This is a genomic window from Stutzerimonas stutzeri SDM-LAC (genome assembly GCF_000235745.1).
GTDB classification, from domain to species: domain Bacteria; phylum Pseudomonadota; class Gammaproteobacteria; order Pseudomonadales; family Pseudomonadaceae; genus Stutzerimonas; species Stutzerimonas stutzeri_H.
The window spans coordinates 23452-43243 of sequence record NZ_AGSX01000108.1; the positions used below are offsets into that span (position 1 = coordinate 23452).

Annotated in this window: 14 protein-coding genes; 7 read left to right on the forward strand and 7 right to left on the reverse strand. The window is 60.6% G+C overall.

The window, feature by feature from the left end; translation table 11 throughout:
* The first annotated feature begins 260 nt into the window (after positions 1-260).
* Together PSTU_RS0111245 and PSTU_RS0111250 are read left to right on the forward strand one after the other, a co-directional pair.
* Positions 261-680: a YciI family protein gene (locus tag PSTU_RS0111245; RefSeq protein ID WP_019341125.1), complete on the forward strand. Its 420-nt coding sequence runs from the start codon at positions 261-263 to the stop codon at positions 678-680.
* A gap of 19 nt (positions 681-699) precedes the next feature.
* Positions 700-1122: a VOC family protein gene (locus PSTU_RS0111250; protein ID WP_019341126.1), complete on the forward strand. Its 423-nt coding sequence runs from the start codon at positions 700-702 to the stop codon at positions 1120-1122.
* 203 nt (positions 1123-1325) lie between these two features.
* On the opposite strand, the gene PSTU_RS0111255 is transcribed toward PSTU_RS0111250, so the two are convergent.
* The gene (locus PSTU_RS0111255; protein WP_019341127.1) at positions 1326-2108 is read right to left on the reverse strand and encodes a sulfite exporter TauE/SafE family protein; all 783 of its coding nucleotides are present in this window, start codon (positions 2106-2108) and stop codon (positions 1326-1328) included.
* Positions 2109-2312: 204 nt separating this feature from the next.
* Between PSTU_RS0111255 and PSTU_RS0111260 the strand changes: the two genes are divergently transcribed.
* Together PSTU_RS0111260 and PSTU_RS0111265 are read left to right on the forward strand one after the other, a co-directional pair.
* Positions 2313-3293, forward strand: coding sequence for a ribonuclease Z (locus PSTU_RS0111260; protein ID WP_019341128.1), 981 nt, complete (start codon positions 2313-2315; stop codon positions 3291-3293).
* A gap of 172 nt (positions 3294-3465) precedes the next feature.
* Positions 3466-5562 (forward strand): TonB-dependent receptor, encoded by a 2097-nt coding sequence (locus tag PSTU_RS0111265; protein ID WP_413771559.1) that lies wholly within the window; start codon positions 3466-3468, stop codon positions 5560-5562.
* 167 nt (positions 5563-5729) lie between these two features.
* On the opposite strand, the gene PSTU_RS0111270 is transcribed toward PSTU_RS0111265, so the two are convergent.
* On the reverse strand, positions 5730-6305 hold the full coding sequence (locus PSTU_RS0111270; protein ID WP_019341130.1) for a TetR/AcrR family transcriptional regulator: 576 nt from the start codon (positions 6303-6305) through the stop codon (positions 5730-5732).
* Positions 6306-6396: 91 nt separating this feature from the next.
* Between PSTU_RS0111270 and PSTU_RS0111275 the strand changes: the two genes are divergently transcribed.
* From PSTU_RS0111275 to PSTU_RS22030, 3 genes are all read left to right on the forward strand, one after another.
* Positions 6397-7128 carry an SDR family oxidoreductase gene (locus PSTU_RS0111275; RefSeq protein ID WP_019341131.1) on the forward strand — a complete coding sequence of 244 codons (732 nt, stop codon included), beginning with the start codon at positions 6397-6399 and terminating at the stop codon, positions 7126-7128.
* Positions 7129-7150: 22 nt separating this feature from the next.
* Complete coding sequence (locus tag PSTU_RS0111280; RefSeq protein WP_019341132.1) at positions 7151-7747, forward strand: 2-hydroxychromene-2-carboxylate isomerase; 597 nt, start codon at positions 7151-7153, stop codon at positions 7745-7747.
* A 277-nt stretch (positions 7748-8024) separates the two neighbouring features.
* Positions 8025-8351: a hypothetical protein gene (locus tag PSTU_RS22030; protein ID WP_080571208.1), complete on the forward strand. Its 327-nt coding sequence runs from the start codon at positions 8025-8027 to the stop codon at positions 8349-8351.
* 174 nt (positions 8352-8525) lie between these two features.
* On the opposite strand, the gene rarD is transcribed toward PSTU_RS22030, so the two are convergent.
* The 5 genes from rarD to fadD1 form a co-directional block, all read right to left on the reverse strand.
* Positions 8526-9419 (reverse strand): EamA family transporter RarD, encoded by an 894-nt coding sequence (gene rarD / locus PSTU_RS0111290; protein ID WP_019341134.1) that lies wholly within the window; start codon positions 9417-9419, stop codon positions 8526-8528.
* 49 nt (positions 9420-9468) lie between these two features.
* Entirely contained in the window at positions 9469-13884 is a 4416-nt protein-coding gene (gene hrpA / locus PSTU_RS22035; protein WP_019341135.1) for an ATP-dependent RNA helicase HrpA, read from the reverse strand.
* A gap of 116 nt (positions 13885-14000) precedes the next feature.
* On the reverse strand, positions 14001-15605 hold the full coding sequence (locus tag PSTU_RS0111300; RefSeq protein ID WP_019341136.1) for a M28 family metallopeptidase: 1605 nt from the start codon (positions 15603-15605) through the stop codon (positions 14001-14003).
* 373 nt (positions 15606-15978) lie between these two features.
* Positions 15979-17664: a methyl-accepting chemotaxis protein gene (locus tag PSTU_RS0111305; RefSeq protein ID WP_019341137.1), complete on the reverse strand. Its 1686-nt coding sequence runs from the start codon at positions 17662-17664 to the stop codon at positions 15979-15981.
* 262 nt (positions 17665-17926) lie between these two features.
* Positions 17927-19615: a long-chain-fatty-acid--CoA ligase FadD1 gene (fadD1, locus tag PSTU_RS0111310; protein ID WP_019341138.1), complete on the reverse strand. Its 1689-nt coding sequence runs from the start codon at positions 19613-19615 to the stop codon at positions 17927-17929.
* Positions 19616-19792 lie beyond the last annotated feature (177 nt).

Genomic DNA, 19792 nt, shown 5'->3' on the forward strand with positions numbered 1-19792 from the left:
AAAAGTGCGCACGCAACCTGCGCAAATCCAGCGTCGCAGAGTTCCGAAGTCGGCTCTCCGAAGCCGTGCCGATCGAGCGTATCGGGCTCGCAACTGCAGCACCTATCGACCAAACGCCCTCCGGCAAAGCTCGTCGACCCATAAAAAGCCGCGCCCCATTGTCGATTCTCGCCTCGCCCGCTCGACCAATGATCGGAGCCGGCGGAAATTCTTGTAAATCCGTCTAGGCTGATTCTCCCATCCGGCGAAGGAGTCAGACGATGCGATTCATGGTGATGATCAAGGCCAACCGGGACACCGAAGCGGGTGTGATGCCCAGCGAGGATGTGCTCGCGGCCATGGGCCAATACAACGAAGAACTCGTGAACGCCGGCGTCATGCTCGGCGGTGAAGGCTTGCACCCCAGCATTCGTGGCGCCCGCGTGCGCTTTAGCGAGGGGCAAACATCGGTGGTGGACGGCCCCTTCGTCGAAACCCGCGAGCTGATAGCCGGCTATTGGATATTCCAGACCGGATCGCTGCAAGAAGCTATCGACTGGGTGAAACGCTGCCCAGCATCCGCCATCGGTGATTCGGAAATCGAGATTCGCCAGATTTTCGAAGCCGAAGACTTCGGCGCCGAATTCACTCCGGAGTTACGCGAGCAGGAAGAGCGTTTGCGCGCACGAATTACCTCATAACCCGAACAGGAGAACACAGATGAAAATCACCCCTTACCTCACCTTCGACGGCCAAGCACGCGACGCCTTCACGCTCTACCAGAAGGTGCTCGGCGGCACGCTGGAGATGATGACCTTCGCCCAGGCGCCCGAGTCCGAGCATTTCCCTGTCGAGCATCGGGAGCGGATCATGCACGTCTGCCTGAACCTGGGCGACTACCAGCTGATGGCGTCCGACACCATGCCCGGCGATACCTGTGGCGGCGGCCCGTACGAAGGGATCAAGGGCTGCTCGATATCCCTGCATCCAAAAAGCGTTGCCGAGGGCGAACGCGTATTCAACGGGCTGGCCGAAGGTGGACAGGTCATGATGCCGCTGGAGAAAACCTTCTGGGCCGAGCGTTTCGGCATGTTTGTAGACCGCTTCGGCGTCTCCTGGATGGTCAACTGCGAGCAGGCCTAGCTGCAGCTATCGCTTAAGCGCCACCACCGATGCGAAGACGCCTGACTCCACCCCGAGCCACGCGTCTTCCACCCTGGCCAGCCAATACGACGACGTGATTCAGTAGATCGAGCCTCCATGGCGATCTCCCTCTCGCCAATGCCAGCCGCGATGATGTTCATCCAGGAACGCGTGGTGCGTCGCGCCTCCGGAAAAGGCTACGGTCAGATCAGCTTATAGCCGATGGTCGCCAACATCACCGCCATGCAAGGTCGTAACACGGAATCCGGAACACGACCGGACAGGTTGCTGCCCAAGTAAATGCCGGGCAACGAGCCCATCAGCAGATAGGCCAGAATGGTCCAATCCATGTTGCCCATGCCCGCGTGGCCGAGGCCAGCGACAAGTGTCAGCGGCACGGCGTGGGCGATTTCCGTTCCTACCAGGCGACGGGTAGTGAGCAAAGGGTAGAGGAAGAACAAGGCGACCGTGCCCAGCGCGCCGGCACCGATTGAGGTCAGCGTCACCATCGCCCCGAGGATCACGCCGACTACAACGGTCAGCGCATTCAAGCCATTAGGTGACAGGCGCGGCGTTGGTCCAGAGAGGCGAGCTGCGACTGCCAGCAGACGCTTCTTGAACAGCACCGCCAATGCGGTGAACACCAGGACGATGCCCAGCGATTGCTTGATGACCGCGTTGAGCGCGTCCTGATCGCCATGCAGTCCCTTCAGCACCCAGAGCATCAGCGCAGCCGCCGGCAGGCTGCCCAACGATAGCCAACCCGTGATGCGCCAGTCGATGTTGCGATTCTTCTGGTGGACCCAGACACCGCCCGCTTTGGTGATCGCCGCATAGAGCAGATCGGTTCCGACAGCCGCTGCCGGGCTGACACCGAACCACAGCAGGATCGGCGTCATCAACGATCCGCCACCGACGCCCGTCATGCCGACGACGAAACCGACCAGCAAGCCGGCAATCACAAAGCCAAGAACACCAAACTCCATCATTCAATCCCAAGGTGGGCCGGTCCGGCCGTAACGATGGCGGCCAGCATAAGGGTATTGTTTAGCGATTCTTAATATAAGTTTGTGCTTGTTTAGTAGCTGAAAAGCATAAGCGAGCAAACAGGGGCGGCTCAGGCGCGTGTGGACTTATCCGCGGCGATCGGAGTTGCCATACTGACGTCACGAAAACCAAGGAGCCAACGCGTGGACCTGCTATTTCTCGGCACCTCTTCCGGCGCTCCGACCCGGGCGCGCAACGTCAGCGGTCTGGGTTTGCTCGAAGACAGCGGCAAGGGCTGGTACCTGATCGACTGCGGCGAAGCCACCCAGCACCAGCTGCTGCGTACGCCGCTGACGCTGCACGGCTTGCGAGCGATCTTCATTACCCACGTGCACGGCGACCACTGCTACGGATTACCCGGCCTGCTCGCCAGCGCCGCCATGGCAGGTCGTCGGGAGCCGCTGGATATCATCGCGCCGGCGGTGATCGAAGGGTGGGTCCGCGCGACGCTGGAGATGAGTCAAAGCTGGCTGCCTTATGAACTGAATTTCTACCCCACCGAATCCCTCAAGGAATGGCACAACCGGCTGCTGCGCGTAGAAGCCACGCCCCTTTCCCACCGAGTCCCAAGCTGGGCCTATACCTTCACCGAAACCCGCCCCGACCCACGCTTGAACATCGACAAACTCGACCGCGATGGCATCCCCCGCGGCCCGCTCTGGGGCGAGCTGATGCGCGGCCACGATGTCGAACATGAAGGCCGCATCCTGCGCAGCATGGACTATCTGCTGTTTACCCGTTCACCGCAGCGCATTGTCATCGGCGGCGACAACGATTGCCCCGAGCTGCTGCGCGACGCCTGCCGGAATGCGCAACTGTTGGTGCACGAAGCGACTTACACCCAAGCCGTCGCTGACGCGGGCAAAGCCGATTTCGGTCACAGCACTGCCGCCCAGGTCGCTGCGTTCGCGGAATCGGTTCAGGTGCCGAACCTGGCGCTGACGCATTTCAGCGCCCGCTACCAGAACGCTCCGAACCGAGGTCAGTCGATCGAAGATATTCGAGCAGAGGCAGGCCAGCACTACAGCGGGCAACTCATACTGGCCGAGGACCTGATGCGGCTCAGCTTGAACAAGACGGGACAGGTGGAGCAAGTGCAACGCCACGTTCGATACGACACGTAGGCTTCGAAGACCAACAGGCCAGACGGCTGATCAAGGTTAAAGAAGGCAAAGTCGGTCCATTCATACGAATCGCTAATAGTAACTCTTATCATTTACATTAAGTTTACATAGCTATATTGTCCGTCTCCCTTTTTCTACTGGAGATGACATCGTGGCATCAACCGCAACCCGTCTGGTCCCACTGCTCACCGCCCTGGCAGCGCCCGCCGTTTACGCCCAATCTGCTACACCGCTCGAGCTTCCTGCGACCGCGGTAACCGGCACCCGCGAGGAGGCAAGTTACAAGCCAGTGGAGAGCAAGACCGCGCTGAAGATAGACGCGCCACTGCGCGACGTGCCGCAGTCGATCAACGTAGTGCCGCAGAGCGTGCTCCGGGACCAAGGCGCCGATTCGCTGGAAGACGCACTTAAGAATGTTCCGGGTATCGGCTTGAGCAACGGCGACGGGCAGCGTGACCAGGTCACCATTCGCGGCTTCAGCGCGATTGGCGACCAGTACATCGATGGCATCCGGGATGACGCGCTGTACTACCGGGACATGTCGAACATCGAGCGCGTTGAAGTCATCAAGGGCCCAGCGGCGGTGCTCTACGGTCGTGGCTCTTCTGGCGGCCTGATCAACAGCGTGACCAAGAAGCCGACCTTCTCGCCAGAGCAGGAAGTGGGCGTCAGCTTCGACAGCGAAGGAAAGCGCCGCACCCAGTTCGATGCCGGCTGGGCCGATCAGGAGCATAAAGACAAAGCGTTTCGCGTGACCGGGGCGCTGGAAGACAGCGATACCTTCCGGGAAGGCGGGTTTCTCGAGCGCAAGGCCATCGCACCGTCTGCCTACTTCCGCCTCTCCGATGATCTGGAAATCAATCTGGGTGCGTCGTATTTGTACGATGAGCGTCTGATCGACTTTGGTATTCCGTCTCTCAACGGCCGCCCCGTCGATGTCGACCGCGACAAGCGTTTCGGTTCTGCCGACGCGGATCAGGATTACACCCGCAGCGAAGTCTTCTCGCTGACCGCCGGCATCGATTACCGCATCAATGATGCCTTCACGCTAAGCAATACCAGCCGCTACTACCACTACGATCTGGACCGCAACAACACCCTGGCTCACACCGATGCCAACCGCTTCGTCACCGCGCCGGACGGCACCTTGCTGGTCAAGCTCAAGCGCGGCAACGTCCAGCGCAAGGAGGATGGCTGGTTCAACCAGACCGAACTCAAGCAGAACGCGGTCTTTGCCGGTATGAACCATCAACTGCTGTACGGCATTGAGTTTGGCCGGCAGGAAAAGGACCAGCAGTTCTACAACCAGAACGATGTAGCGCGGGTGCCGGTTTATGGCGATACGCTGCTGCCGGTGCCGTCCCACGCCAATCAGAAGACCGGTGACGGGCTCAATACCCAGGAAACTACAGGTCTCTACATCCAGGACCTGATCGAACTGTCGCCACACTGGAAGGCGTTGCTAGGCGTGCGTTACGACGAGTTCGACCAGGCCTACCGGGACGATCTCAAGGACAAGGCGGAACTGGAGCGCACCGACTACACACTCAGCCCGCGCGCCGGCCTGGTCTGGCAGCCGGATGACAAGCAGTCCTACTACCTTTCGGTCAGCCAGTCCTATCAGCCTTCTGGCGAAATGTTTCAGGTCAGCTCAGCCAACGCCGAACTGGAGCCGGAGGAAACCATCAACTACGAGCTCGGCGCCAAGTGGAACCTGCTGCAAGATCGGCTCACATTGACCGCCGCGGTGTTCCGCCTGGAGCGCACCCAGATCAAGACGACCGATCCGGTCAATCCGGCCAAGCTGGTGCTGGCTGGCGAGCAGCGCACCGATGGGTTCGAAACCACCTTCATGGGTCAGGTCTCGGACAACTGGCAGCTTTATGGTGGCTATGCCTTCCTGGATGCCGAGATCACCAAGTCGAACAGCAAGACCAACGGCGTCGACAACGAAGGCCAGGTGCCGACGCTGACCCCGCGTCACAGCGCCAACCTCTGGGCCGTACGCTCATTGACGCCTGAATGGCGCGTCGGCATGGGTGCGAACTACGTCGGCAGCAGATACACCTCGCTGGATAACGAAACCGAGATGCCAGGCTACACCACGGTTGATGCGGCGCTCTTCTATCAACAACCGAAATGGGACGCGGCGCTGCGCCTGTTCAACGTTTTCGACAAGGATTACTACGCCTCGGCGCACGGCTCGGTCGACCTGATCACCTCTGGCGCGCCACGGACACTCGAGCTAAGCGCCAACTACCGGTTCTAATTAGAAACCGCCAAGCACAACGTGAGACACGAGGCGCTTGAACGAGCGCCTCGTCATTCTGACTTGCCCGCCCACACCGTTGCTGCGCGCCCACCATTCATAGCGATTGCTCGGTCGCGGCAACTCCAGCTGCTCCGGGGAAACAGGCGGATCAACGCCTTGCTCTCCTATTTCTGGGGTGGCTGTTCGCCCTGCGCCAACGCCGAATGGAGCATGGCTCTGCTCGCCGCGAGCACGTTGCGCTGCGTATCTTCGGTCACCAACATACGTGCGACGACCAACGCCCCGACGCATTGTGCAATCAGTGCCCAGGCCAGATCGCCGTCGCCGAGTGCCTGAGCCCAGGCATGCTGCAGCGCGCAAAGCCAATGCTCGGCTTCCTTGCGCACTTGGATATCGGCCCGAGCAATCTCAGCGCCCAGCGCAGGAATCGCACAGCCGGCTGCCGGGTTATGCAGATGAGCCAAACTCAGATAGCTGTCGAGGCAGCGCTCCAGCCGATCCACAGTCAAGCTGCAGTCCTGCGCCAGAATCGGGCTTTGCGACAGCTCGCGCCGGACGACCTCGGTAAATAGGTCGTTCTTGGAGGGAAAGTGGCTGTAGAACGCGCCACCCGTTAGGCCAACGGCTTTCATCAAGCCATCGACACCAGTGGTCGCAAAGCCGCCACGCTTGGCAATAGCACCACTGCTTTCAACCAGGCGCTGACGGGTTTCTTCTTTGTGGCCGGCGGAATAACGCATGCAGCACAACCTCATGACGCTCGCTTGACGAAGCGTGAAGCGTAACATAACGTCCGTTAACCTAACGATCGTTTAGCAAGAGAGCAAACACATGCACAACAACAATCGCGTGGCCCTGGTGATCGGCGCAGGGGACTCTACCGGTGGTGCTATTGCGCGGCGCTTCGCCCGTGAGGGCTACGTGGCTTGCGTCACCCGGCGCAGCGCCGACAAGCTGCAGCCCCTGGTCGACAGCATCATTGCCGAGGGCGGTCGTGCCCATGGCTTCGCCTCCGATGCGCGCAAGGAAGATCAAGTAGCCGAACTCCTCGAGACCATCGAGCGCGACATTGGCCCAATCGAGGTGATGGTATTCAACATTGGCGCCAACGTGCCCTGCAGCATCCTCGAGGAGACCCCGCGTAAATACTTCAAGATCTGGGAGATGGCCTGCTTCGCCGGCTTCCTGACCGGCCAGGCAGTGGCCAAACGCATGGTCGCGCGCAGCCGCGGGACGATTCTGTTTACCGGCGCCACCGCCGGACTGCGCGGATCGGCCGGCTTCGCCGCGTTCGCCGGAGCCAAGCACGGGATTCGCGCCTTGGCACAAAGCATGGCGCGTGAATTGGGCCCGATGAATATTCATGTCGCGCATGTCGTGGTCGACGGCGCCATCGATACGGACTTCATCCGTGACAGCTTCCCCGAGCGCTACGCCTTGAAGGACCAGGATGGCATCCTCAATCCGGAGCATATCGCCGATAACTACTGGCACCTGCATTGCCAGCCGCGTGACGCCTGGACGTTCGAACTCGATCTGCGCCCCTGGATCGAGCGCTGGTAAACCACTCAACTGGAGACGCGATATGAGCAAGACCGTGGAGTTCTTTTTCGATGTGGGCAGCCCGGCCAGTTATCTCGGCTGGACCCAGCTGCCAGCGCTGTGCGCGCGCAACCGCGCCGAGTTGCTGTACCGGCCCATGCTGCTGGGCGGCGTGTTCCAGGCCACCGGTAATGCCTCGCCAGTCAGCGTGCCGGCTAAGGGGCGCTACATGCTCCTGGACCTGCAGCGGTATGCCAGGCGCTACGGAGTAGCGTTCACGTTCAACCCGCATTTCCCGATCAATACGCTCGCTCTGATGCGCGGCGCCGTCGGCTATCAGCTGCAGCAGCCGGAAAGCTTTCCTCGCTACCTGACAGCGATTTATCGCGCCCTCTGGGCCGAACAGCGCAACCTCGGCGATGAGGCTGTGCTTGCCGCCACGCTGGAATCAGCAGGGCTCGATGCGCGGCAGTACCGCACGATGATTGCCGAAGAGGAAGTCAAGGCCGCGCTCAAAGCAAACACTGAAGAAGCCGTGCGCCGCGGCGTTTTTGGCGCACCGACGTTCTTTATTGGCGACGAAATGTTCTTTGGCCAGGACCGGCTGGCATTTGTCGAAGAGGCGCTGGCAGGCGCCTGATACTCAGCCGTCGCACACCAACCGCGGCTGCTCCAGGCAGGTGAACTCATCGTGCAGAGCAGCCGTCTCGTGTGAAAAGTCGCCGCGCCCTGGCACCGAAAGAGACATGACGAAGATCGACATCGCTACGATCGAAGCGGCTGTGAAGTTAATCTACGTATGCAGACTTCGATGCCCGCGGGTTCGTTATAGCCGCAGACCTTGGCAGTCACTGCGCGCGCATCTGAGCGGATGGCCGTGTAGAATTCCGCGCCCGAAAAATGCAGGAGACAACACATTGGCCATTCACTACTCGGCCCCCCTGGGAAATGTCGCATGTGGACGCACAGGTTCGAGCCTGAACAGCTCCCAGGATGTAGCTCAGGTTTCATGCAAGCTCTGCCTTCGCTCCGTTGAAAAAAGGCGCAATGAGCCTGTAAGCAAGACCCCAAGCCTTGCTGAGCTAAGGGCCGCTGCAAAAGCCGCGAAGACAGTGGTAGCCACTCCTGAAGGTGCAAGACCTGGCCTGTCCCTAACGCCTCGCGCCGAATGGCAGAAACGCCTGGAGCAACTTCCAGGCCGAAATCGCCTTCCCCGTGGCGCTTCTCGGCAGCTTTTTATCTAACAGCGGCATAGGTATCCCCCCTGACCGCAAGCTGGCGCTCAGGGGCAGCCGGGGGCAACGGTCATGGACATGCGCTTCCAGTCAGCACTACCAGCCCAGTAGATCGATTGCGCCATCGGCTCCTGGCCCCGCTTGAGTAAATGGCGCTTGGTCAAAGCCGCTCACCCCGAACCGCTACACCCGCTCCCTGCGCAACGCCCTCGCCCCTTCGGCCACCAGCACCACAATTGCCAGCCAGATTGCACCGTAGGTCAGCCACTGATCCGGCCCGATGCTTTCGCCAAGCAATAGCGCAACCACGACCAGCAGAACCGGCTCGACGTAGCTGAGCAGGCCGAACACGGCCAAATTCAGGCGCTTGCCGGCGATGATCATCAAGGCCAGTGCCAAAGCGCTGAGAGCGCCCAACCCGAAGATCAGCAGGAGCAGTCGAGAACTCGCGACAACTTGCTGCAAGGTGCCGGGATCGGCCAGGGCAAAGATGGCGGCAACCGGCAGGCTGATGGCGAGGTCGATCCACAAGCCACCGAGGTGGGCGGTGCCGATCCGACGACGCAGGGCGAAGTAGCATGGATAGCCGAGCGCGACTGCCAGCACCGGCCAGGACGGTGACGAGGCCAGCAGCAGTTCGTTGCCGACGCCTACCGCCGCGAAAAGGCAGGCTAGCCGTTGCAGGCGGCTGATCGCCTCGCCAAAGAGCAGGCGGCCGGTCAATACCAGGGTCAGCGGTAGCAGGAAATAACCGAGGGATACATCTAAGCCATAGCCGTTGATGGGCGCCCACATGAATAGCCAGAGCTGCAGGCTGACCAGCACCGAGGACAGCGGCAGTGCCAGCCAGAGCCGCGGTTCGGCCGGCACCCGCACGAGGATCTGACGAACCTCACTCCAGCGGCCCAGGCCGAGCAGCAGCAAGGCCAGACACGGCGCGGTAAACAGAATGCGCCATCCGTAGATCTGCTGGCCGGTCAACGGTTCGAGAAGCGTGGTGTAGTAATACAGCGTGGCGAACAGCACCGATGCTCCAAGCGAACTGGCCACTCCCGGCAGACTGTTCCGGCCTTCCATACTATTTCCTGGGATTCGAGGACGCAGACATTGCGGTGCCTGCCCGCCGTCAGGGTTCGACCTGACTCCACTGCTTGTTCAGACGCTTGTCCGACACCGCCATCTTCGTCCCAAGCTGCTGGGCCCACAGCGACACGCGGTATTCCTCCAGCATCCAGCGGTACAGAGACAGCTCGGGATCACGCTTGCCTTCCTGCAAATGCTTCTTCTGCCGCGCCTGGTACTGTTCCCAGTAACCGGCCAACTCGCCGGACCAGACGCGATCCCGCTGCAGCTGCGCGCCGATCTTTTCAAATCGCTGCTCAATCGCCTTGAGGTAGCGAGGATATTCCTTCAGCCACTCGCCTGGGGTTTCGCGAACGAAGTCGGGATACACCAGATTGGCCAGCTGCGCCTTGATGTCGTTGAGGGCGACCGCCTGGGCCAGGTCGATCTTGCCCTTGAAGCGCTTCTGCAGGCCGTGCCAGAGCTTGAGAACTTCCAGTACCAGGCGGGCAAGACGTTCGGCATGCGGCGTCCAGTCGCTGCGTTTGCGTTCCGCTAGCGCAGCCAATGCAGCGCCATCGCGGGGTAGTTGGGCTTCACCGTCCAGCACGCAACTGTCGAGACTGGCCAGCAGAATGTCCTCGACCAGCGCGTCAATTTTGCCCATGTCCCGGTACAGCAACGCCATCTCCGTCAGGCCCGGTAGTTTGTTACGCAGATACTTGGCCGGCTCGGCCAGCTGCTGCAGCAACAGCCGCTGTAGCGCCCGACGGTGCTGATAGTTGGCTTCGGCCTTAGTCGGGAAGCGCCCCTCCTTGACCACGCCGCCGTCTTCCACCAGCGCCGGATAGACCGTCATCGAGAGCCCGGCCATCTTCGCCTGGGCTTTTTCCGCGACCTCGGCGAATGCCTTGGCCTCCACCGGTTTCTGTTCGGCTTTATGCTGCGGCGGCGCCAGTGCGGCCTGGCTGGCCTCGTTGAAACGCGCCGTAAGCTCGACAAGATCACGGCCTTCGCCAAGAAACTTGCCGAGTGGGTCCACCACTTCGATGTTCATCTTCAGGTGGCTTTCCAGCCCCACTGCCGCCTCCGCCCAGGCCTCATCCGACACCCTGGCTCCCGTCATACGCAACAGCTCGCGGCCAAGTGTCTCGGGCAGCGAGCCCTCACCAAAGCTGATCTTGGATAGCGCCGCCTTGACGAAATCCGGTACCGGTACGAAGTTCTTGCGGATCGCCTTGGGCAGGTTGCGCACCAGCGCCACCGCTTTGGCTTCGATCAAGCCCGGCACCAACCAATCGAGCCGTTCGCCCCGCAGCTGCGGCAGCAGAGGTGCTGGCACGCGCAAGGTCACGCCATCGCGCGGGTGATTGGGTTCAAAATGGTACTCCAGTGACAGTTGCAGTTCGCCGATGCGCAGATGGTCGGGATACTGGGCCGCCGTAACCTCGCTGGCGTCGCGGGCCAGCACGTCTTCGTCGCGCATCATCAGCAACTGCGGATCTTTCGCGCTCTCGCGCTTGTACCAATTTTCGAAGCTGGCGGTCTGGTAGATATCCTGCGGCAACCGTGCGTCGTAGTAGGCGAACAGCGTGTCTTCGTCAGCAATGATGTCGCGCCGACGAGCCTTGGCTTCCAGCTCGTCGAACAGTTCCAGCAACTCACGGTTGGCGGTCAACGCCTTGGCACGGCTGTGCATCTCACCGCGCACCAGGCCCTCGCGGATGAACAACTCACGCGCCGCCTGCGGGTCGACGGGACCAAAATGCACCGGCCGCCGGGCAACGATGATCATGCCGTACAGGGTGACCTGCTCGAACGCGACCACCTGGCCGCGCTTCTTCTCCCAGTGCGGCTCGAAGTGGTTGGTCTTGGTCAGGTGCCTAGCCAGTGGCTCGATCCAATCGGGCTCGATCTTGGCCACCATGCGCGCGAACAGCTTGGTGGTCTCGACCAGTTCCGCGGCCATGATCCAGTTGGGCTTCTTGCGCCCGATGACGCTCGACGGATGCACCCAGAAGCGCCGTTGCCGCGCACCGAGAAAGTCGCCCTCCTCGGTCTTGTGACCAACCTGGCTAAGCAAACCGGAGAGGATCGCCTTATGCACCGCGGCATAGCTCTTGGCCTTCTGCGCCGCTTCGCTGGCTTCGGCCTGCTGCGCCAGTTTGACGTTGACCTTCTTGTCCTTAGTCCGCACGGGCCCCTCGGCATGGGTACGTTCCCGTTCCTGAGTGCCCGCCTTCGTTTCCACGCCCGCCTCTTCGCGGTCAAGACCGCTCCCACGATGATTTGCAGTCACCTGGTCCTGCCGGATCTTCTCCTTACCTTGATTCTGACCTAGGCCCTGGCTGTGGCGTTGGCTGTGGCTCTGGTTCTTCTGCTCCTGGTTCCGGCCCTGGCTCTTATCCTTTTCCTGGCCCTGGCCCTGGCCCTGATCCGTCTCCCGACCCTGGTTCTGGTTCTGGTTCTGGTTCTGGTTCTGAATCTGGATCTGGATCTGGATCTGGTTAAGATCGCTTCCACGCTGAGCTGAGGCAGCCTTGTGGGAGCGGTCTTGACCGCGAGCTTCTGCCTCACCGTCGCTCCGATCCCGATCAGCGCGAGTTTTGGTCTCAAGCCTCAACTCACGCACGATCAGCGTCAGCTGCCGGTGGGCGTCCCGCCACTCGCGCAACCGCAGATAGTTGAGGAAATTTTTCCTACACCAGGTCCGCAGCGCGTTGGAGCCCAGCGCCTGGCGCTGCTCCTCGAAGCCGCGCCAAAGATTGATCAGCGCGGCGAAATCCGAATCCGGGTCCTTCCACTGCGCATGTGCCTGATCGGCCTGCTGTTGGCGATCGGCTGGGCGCTCGCGCACATCCTGCACCGACAGCGCACTGGCAACGATCAGCACCTCGGCGATGCTGCCCAACTGCGCCGCCTCAAGCAGCATGCGCCCGAGGCGTGGGTCGACGGGCAGACGCGCCAGTTGCCGACCCAAGGGGGTCAGCTGGTTCTCACGGTTGACCGCCGAAAGCTCCTGCAACAGGTTGAAGCCGTCGCTGATAGCCTTGCCATCCGGCGGCTCGATGAAGGGGAAATCTTCGATCTGGCCGAGGCGCAGATGCAGCATCTGCAGTATTACCGCCGCGAGATTGGTACGCAGAATTTCCGGATCGGTGAACTCCGGGCGAGAGAGAAAATCCTCCTCGCTGTAGAGCCGAATGCAGATTCCCGGCTCGACGCGACCGCAACGGCCCTTGCGCTGGTTGGCGCTGGCCTGAGAAACGGCTTCGATTGGCAGCCGCTGGACCTTGGCACGGTAGCTGTAGCGACTGATGCGCGCGGTCCCCGAGTCGATCACGTAGCGAATGCCCGGCACGGTCAGCGAGGTCTCAGCGACGTTGGTCGCCAGCACGATCTTGCGTCCACCGGCAGGACGGAAAATCTTCTGCTGCTCGGCAGGTGTCAGCCGCGCATACAGCGGCAGTACCTCGGTGAAGCGCAGATTCGCCTTGCGCAGCACCTCGGCTGCATCGCGGATTTCGCGTTCACCCGGCAAGAACACCAGCACGTCGCCGGGGCGTTTGCCGATGCTCTTTTCATGGGCGTCAATTTCGTCCAGCGCGGCAAGGATGCCCTGGTCGACGGTCAGGTCATCCTCGACACGATTACCGTCTTCGTCGACTTCTGCCGAAAGAGGCCGATACCAGGTTTCGACCGGATAGGTACGCCCCGAGACCTCGACAATGGGCGCGCCCAGACGGCCGGCCCCGCTGAAGTGTTCGGAGAAGCGCTCCAGGTCGATGGTTGCTGAGGTGATGATCACCTTCAGATCCGGACGGCGCGGCAACAGCGTCTTGAGGTACCCGAGCAGGAAATCGATGTTGAGGCTGCGTTCGTGCGCCTCGTCGACGATGATGGTGTCGTACTTTTCCAGGAAGCGATCATGCTGAGTCTCGGCCAGCAGAATGCCGTCGGTCATCAACTTGATCAGCGAGCTCTCCTTGCTCTGATCCTCAAAGCGCACCTGATAACCCACCAGCTCACCCAATGGCGTACCGATCTCCTCGGCAACTCGGGTCGCGACACTGCGCGCAGCCAACCGACGCGGCTGGGTATGACCGATCAGTCCATGCACGCCGCGACCGATCTCCAGGCATATCTTCGGCAGCTGAGTGGTCTTGCCCGAGCCGGTTTCGCCGGCAATTATCAGCACTTGGTGCTTTTCCAGCGCAGCTTTGATTTCGTCGCGCTTGGCGGCAATCGGCAGGCTGTCGTCGTAGCGCATGACCGGCACGCTCTGGCGCCGCGCCTCGACCTTGGTCGCTGAAGCCTGAAAGCGCTCAAACCACTGAGCAAGACGTTCTTCTTCAATCGGCGAGTCACCAGCCTTCTTGCGCAAGTCGTGCAATTGCCGACGCAAGCGATGGCGGTCGGCGTACATGGCCTGATCGAGGTTTTTCAGGAGTTGTTCAAAGGCGGGCGTTGCGTCGGTCATGGACAGCCGTGGGGCAATTCGTGAAGGGCGCGATTGTCGCAGATTTGCCCGGCTGGCCGTAAGGAAAGGGATTGGCGGAGGGACCGCGCCGGCAAGCCGGCGCGGTGGCTAGGCGATCAACGGATCCAATGACCCCAGCGTGACTTCTCCTGTACCTGCTGGATGCGCATGGTGCCAATGCTCTGCTCGGCCGCTGCCGCTATCTCGTCGTCGATCATTTTGGTCGACAGGGACAGCCAGCTCGTGGCGAAGGCCAGCGCATCGCCGTGCAACTCCAACGCCTCGGTGGAGATGTTGCTGAGGTCGTCGCACTCAGAGTGGTAGCACGGATCGTACGATAGCCCGGCGGTGCCGCCGTAACGCTGTGCCTGCTCCTGGGTCTTGATGCCTTCGGCACCGGTGAACAACCCGCCAAATGCGATGCCGTCATCGAAGAATTGCGCATAGTCGGAGCGGAAGTCGATCTCGGTGCCTTCGGTCGGCGCATTACGCAGCTGGAAGTAGGAGCGGAACAGACGCTCGATGGCACCGGAGCCGGGTGGGCCTTGCAGGCCGAAATCGGAGCCGTCACCGTCATAGAGGAAGTTGGCGAAGTTCGGCGAGCCAATCATGTCGACGTTCAGATAGGCCTTGATCTGTTGCTTCTCTTCCTCCGGCAATTGGTTGACGTAGAAGGTCGAGCCGACCAGTCCCGATTCCTCCGCACCCCACCAGGCGAAGCGCACCTTGTTCAGCGGATAAGCCCGGCTCATCAGGGTTGCCATTTCCAGCAATGCGGCACTGCCGGAGCCGTTGTCGTTGATGCCCGCCCCTTCGAATACCGAATCCAGATGCGCGCCGACCATCACGACGTTGTCGGGATCGCCCCGCCGGGTCTCGGCCAGCACGTTGTAGGTTTCGGTCCGCTCGCGCACCACGTCAACGTTCATGCTCAGCTGCAGCCCTTCCGTGCTAGCCCAGGTCTCGCCATTGTCATAGGTGGAAAACAGCACCGGAATGCCGCCTTCATAATCCTCACCCAACGTCGCAACGAGGAGCGCTTTACGGTCCTCGGTATCGCCCTGGTTGAAGATGATCGCGCCCGAAGCACCGGCCGCTGCCGCATTGGTCGCCTTCTGGCCGAACGTGCACGCACCGCGCTGCATCAGGGCAATGGCGCCGGCTGGGAAGCCCGCAAAATCTTCCGGTTCACATCCACTGGTGGAGGTGTTGCCCAGACCAAGGGCCAGATCGACCGGGACGACGGGAGCGGTCACGGTTCCGGGATCGGTTTGATCGGCGTAGGTGAAGTCCTCCTCCCAGGTGTACTGCACGGCCTGCGGTGCTACCGCAGCGAGTGAGCCAGGCCCCTGCGGATAGAACGCAAGGAACGGGAAAGTCTGCACCCGCACGCGGTAACCGGCGCGCTCGAGCGTCGTGCGCACGTAATCGACGGAAGCCTGATAACCCGATTGACCGGACGCGCGATTGCCGTTGTTCAGGGCGGCGATGTCGCTCAGGTTCTGCAGGTGCGTCATGATGTTGCTGGCCTGCATACAGCGTGGCAGCCCGAGCGGGGTGCCGACCAGCAGCGGTGTACGACAAACCCTGGAGTCGGGCTTGTCCGGACTCCAGTAATCGTCGAACGCGGGAATTTCTGCAGTGGGTGCAGCCAAAACTGCGGTGGAAGCCAGTAAAGCGAAAGAAGCAACTACCCGACGTGCATTGTTTTTCTTTTGCATGGGTAACTCATCCTTGGAACGAGATTGATGGGCAGGCCGCAAAATGGCATGCGCCATCGTCCCCTACGGCACAACCGGCCATTGAAAACGAAGCGTGCGACAGAAATGGAGGCGAAGCCGGCTGCGATGCGCGTCGACGCATTGCAGTGGACACTCAAACGGCTTCGGCACGGCATAGCAGAGGCGCGCTGGCATTCAACAGCCGCTAGAGCGGACGCGGCCATAGGGTCCTAGACTGGATTGCGTCGTTTCGGTTCGCACCGTTGCGCCAGACGGCAACACCGCCGGTCGGGTTGATGGAACCCGACGAAAATGCCGCCGGGAACCTTCGACAGGCAAAGGCGGACATTGCGCCCGCCTCATCAAGCATTGGTCAGATACAGAACTGCCCGACCAAACGCTGCAAATTTTCGGCAAGACCATTGAGTTCGCGGGAAGTCTGGGCGCCTTCGGCGGCTTCCTGCGCCACGCCGTCAACCGCATCGGCGATGTGATGAACGCTGCGATTGATCTCTTCGGCAACCGCAGTCTGTTCTTCGGCCGCGCTGGCGATCTGAGCGTTCATGGAGTTGATGGTGCCGATCAGAGCGGCAATCGCATCCAGCGATTCGCCCGCCTGGTTGGACTGGGCCCGAGTGCTTTCACCCTGCTGTCCGGCACGGCCCATGCCTGTCACGGTCGTCGCCGTGGTGTTTTGCAGGCGGTCGACCATGCCCTGAATTTCGACCGTGCTCTGCTGGGTACGGCTGGCGAGCGCTCGTACTTCGTCGGCGACCACGGCGAATCCGCGGCCGGCTTCGCCGGCGCGTGCCGCTTCGATGGCGGCGTTGAGCGCCAGCAAATTGGTCTGCTCCGCGACCGCTCGAATCACATCGAGCACGCCGACGATGCCTTCCACGTCTTTCTGCAGTCCGCCCAGCGACTCGCCGCTGTCATGCAGTTCGCCGACCAGATCGTGAATCTGCTGAATGCTGCCGTCCACGACTCGCTTGGCGCTCTGGCCCTGCTGATCCGCTTCCTGAGCCGCTTCGGCGGCACGCTGTGCGCTCATTGCCACTTCCTGGGCAGCGGCCGACATCTCGTTGATTGCGGTCGCCACCTGATCGGTTTCATGACGCTGCGCTGCCATCGCCTGCTCGGAACGTTGCGCCTGGCTGGCGACGCTAGCAACCAGGGTAGTCAGCTGGCCGGTGGTCTTCGAAACCTGTTGAACCAGGCCGTGGATCTTATCGACGAAGCGATTAAACGACGACGCCAGATCGCCCAGTTCGTCCTGGCTGGTAACCGGCAGGCGATGGGTCAGATCGCCCTCACCGGACGCCATGTCATCGAGCTTGCCCTTTATCAGCATGAGTGGCCGTAGCAGCGTGCGGCTCGTGGCAGTCGCCAGCAGGGCGATCAGCACCAGCAGCCCGAGCGCAGAGCCCACCATGATAACCAGCAATTCGTTGATATCGTCCTGAAACGCCGCTCGAGCTGCCTGAACGTCACGCTCTACCCCGTCCAGGTTAAGAGATGTACCAAAGACCATGTTCCATTTCGGCAAATACTCTGCATAGCCGATCTTCGGGACCAGCGTCGTGCTGCTGCCCAGCACGAAGCTGTAATCGACGTAATGGCTTCCATCGATACCGGCCCGGACGAGTTCACGAATGGCGTACTTGCCACTGGGGTCACGATAATCGGAGAAGCTCTGCCCAATCTTGTCCTTGGTGTTGCCCTGCAGAATCCGCACGCTCTGTTCGTCGTAGCCCCAGAAATAGCCGTCCTTGCCGTAGGAGAGCGCTTCCAGAATGGCCACGGCACGGTCCCGTGCGTCTTGGTCATCCGAGGCGGAGCTGTCGTAGATGGGGGCGATCATCTTTCGAGCAAGCTGCACGTAGTTTTCCAGTTCCGCGCGGCGATCCCGAACGAGATTCTTACGCGTCTCTGCCTCCTGCTTGGCCGCCAATTCGTGCAGCGTGAGCACGGATATGCCGCTAAGAAGTATGGCCAACAAGAGGATTGGACCTAATGCGAGGATGAGAAGCTTCGTTTGCAGACGTAATCTGGACAGCATGAGCGGAACCCCGAGCAGAACTTAAAGGCAGCGAAGGCGCCTTTTTTTCGGCGCCAAATTTACCGCACCATCAGGGATATCGGCTAGCTGGCCGCATAATTGAGCCAGCCACAGCAAAAAAAATGACGCCAGGTGTTAAGGAGCGCGCGATTGTTAGTCCAAGTCAGACCAGGCCAAACCAGACGATAGGCTAGCTGGACCTGAACGAAGCTCTGAAACGAAAAAGCCCCGCCGAAGCGGGGCTCTTACTAGCCTGGAAGCGTTACTTCTTGCCGATTTTTCGCAACTCTTCGTCACGCAGCTCACGACGCAGGATCTTGCCAACGTTAGTGGTTGGCAGGCTGTCGCGGAACTCGACGCTTTTAGGCCGTTTGTAGCCCGTAACGTTGTCATGCATGTGCTGCATAACCTGTTCCTTGGTCAGGCTTTCGCCCGGCTTGACCACTACAAACAGCTTGATCGCCTCCCCCGATTTTTCGTCCGGCACTCCGATGGCTGCACACTGCAACACGCCGGGCAGGGTTGCGAGCACGTCTTCCAGTTCGTTGGGATAGACGTTGAAACCGGACACCAGAATCATGTCCTTCTTGCGGTCGACGATGCGCATGTAACCATCGTCCTGAATAATGCCGATGTCGCCCGTCTTCAACCAACCGTCAGCGCTCAGGATTTCATCAGTGGCTTCCTGACGCTGCCAGTAGCCCTTCATCACCTGGGGGCCCTTGACGCAGAGCTCGCCGGTTGCGCCCATCGGCAGATCGTTGCCTTCATCGTCGATGACCTTGCACAACGTCGAGGGCATCGGGATGCCGATCGTGCCGATCTTGATGCCGCCGAAGGGGTTGACCGAGACGACTGGACTGGTTTCGGTCATGCCGAAACCTTCGCAGATTTCGCAGCCTGTGACCTGCTGCCAACGCTCGGCCGCCGACAGCTGCAAGGCCATTCCGCCGGAGAAGGTCGCTTTCAGGGAGGAGAAATCGAGTTTGCGGAAGTCTTCGTTATTGCACAGCGCCACGAACAGGGTGTTAAGGCCAACAAAACCGGTGAAGCGGTATTTGCTCAAATCCTTGACGAAGGTCGGCAGGTCGCGCGGGTTGGTGATCAGTATGTTATGGGCGCCGATCAGCATCATGGTCATGCAGTGAAAGGTGAACGCATAGATGTGGTACAGCGGCAGCGGCGCAACCATGGTTTCGCAACCTTTACCCAGCTCCGAGCCCATCAGCGCGCGGCACTGCAGCATGTTGGCGACGATGTTGCGATGGGTCAGCATGGCGCCTTTCGCAACCCCGGTCGTACCGCCGGTGTACTGCAGCACGGCCACATCATCACTGGCCGGATTGGCTTCCCGCGCCACCTTGCCGCGTCCCAGCGCCATGGCATCGGTGAACTTGACCGCTTTGGGCAAGTTGTATGCCGGCACCATCTTCTTGACATGCTTGACCACAGCATTGACCAGCATGCGCTTGAGGGTCGGCAGCATATCGCCAACCTCTGTCACCACTACGTGCCGGATGCCGGTCTTGGGCAGTACCTCTTGCGCCAGGTGCGCCATATTGGCCAGGCAAATCAGTGCCTTGGCGCCGGAATCATTGAATTGATGCTCCATCTCCCGCGCCGTGTAGAGCGGGTTGGTGTTGACTACAACAAGCCCCGCGCGCATGGCGCCGAACACGACGACTGGATACTGGATAACGTTCGGAAGCTGGACCGCAATACGATCGCCTGGCTGCAGGTCGGTATTCTGCTGGAGGTAAGCCGCAAACTCACCGGACAGCTTGTATAGCTCACCGTAGGTTAGGGTTTTGCCGAGATTACTGAAGGCAGGCTTGTCTGCGAATTGCTCACAGGACTGTTTGAGCACAGCCTGAATGTTCTGGTACTCATCGGGATTGATCTCGCTCTTGACCCCGACAGGATACTTATCCTTCCAGAAGTTATCGGTCATATAACCCCACTCCTAAGCGACAGCTTCACTGCATATCGCAGCGGTTTTGTTGTGTTTTGTTAATTTTTGTACGGAAGTACCGGCCAAAACAGAGTTCGAGGTTAGCAGCTTTGCAACTGGCCGAACAGTGTCCGGCAAGCCTGAAAAAGACACGAAGTGACTGAAGGCAAAAAACCA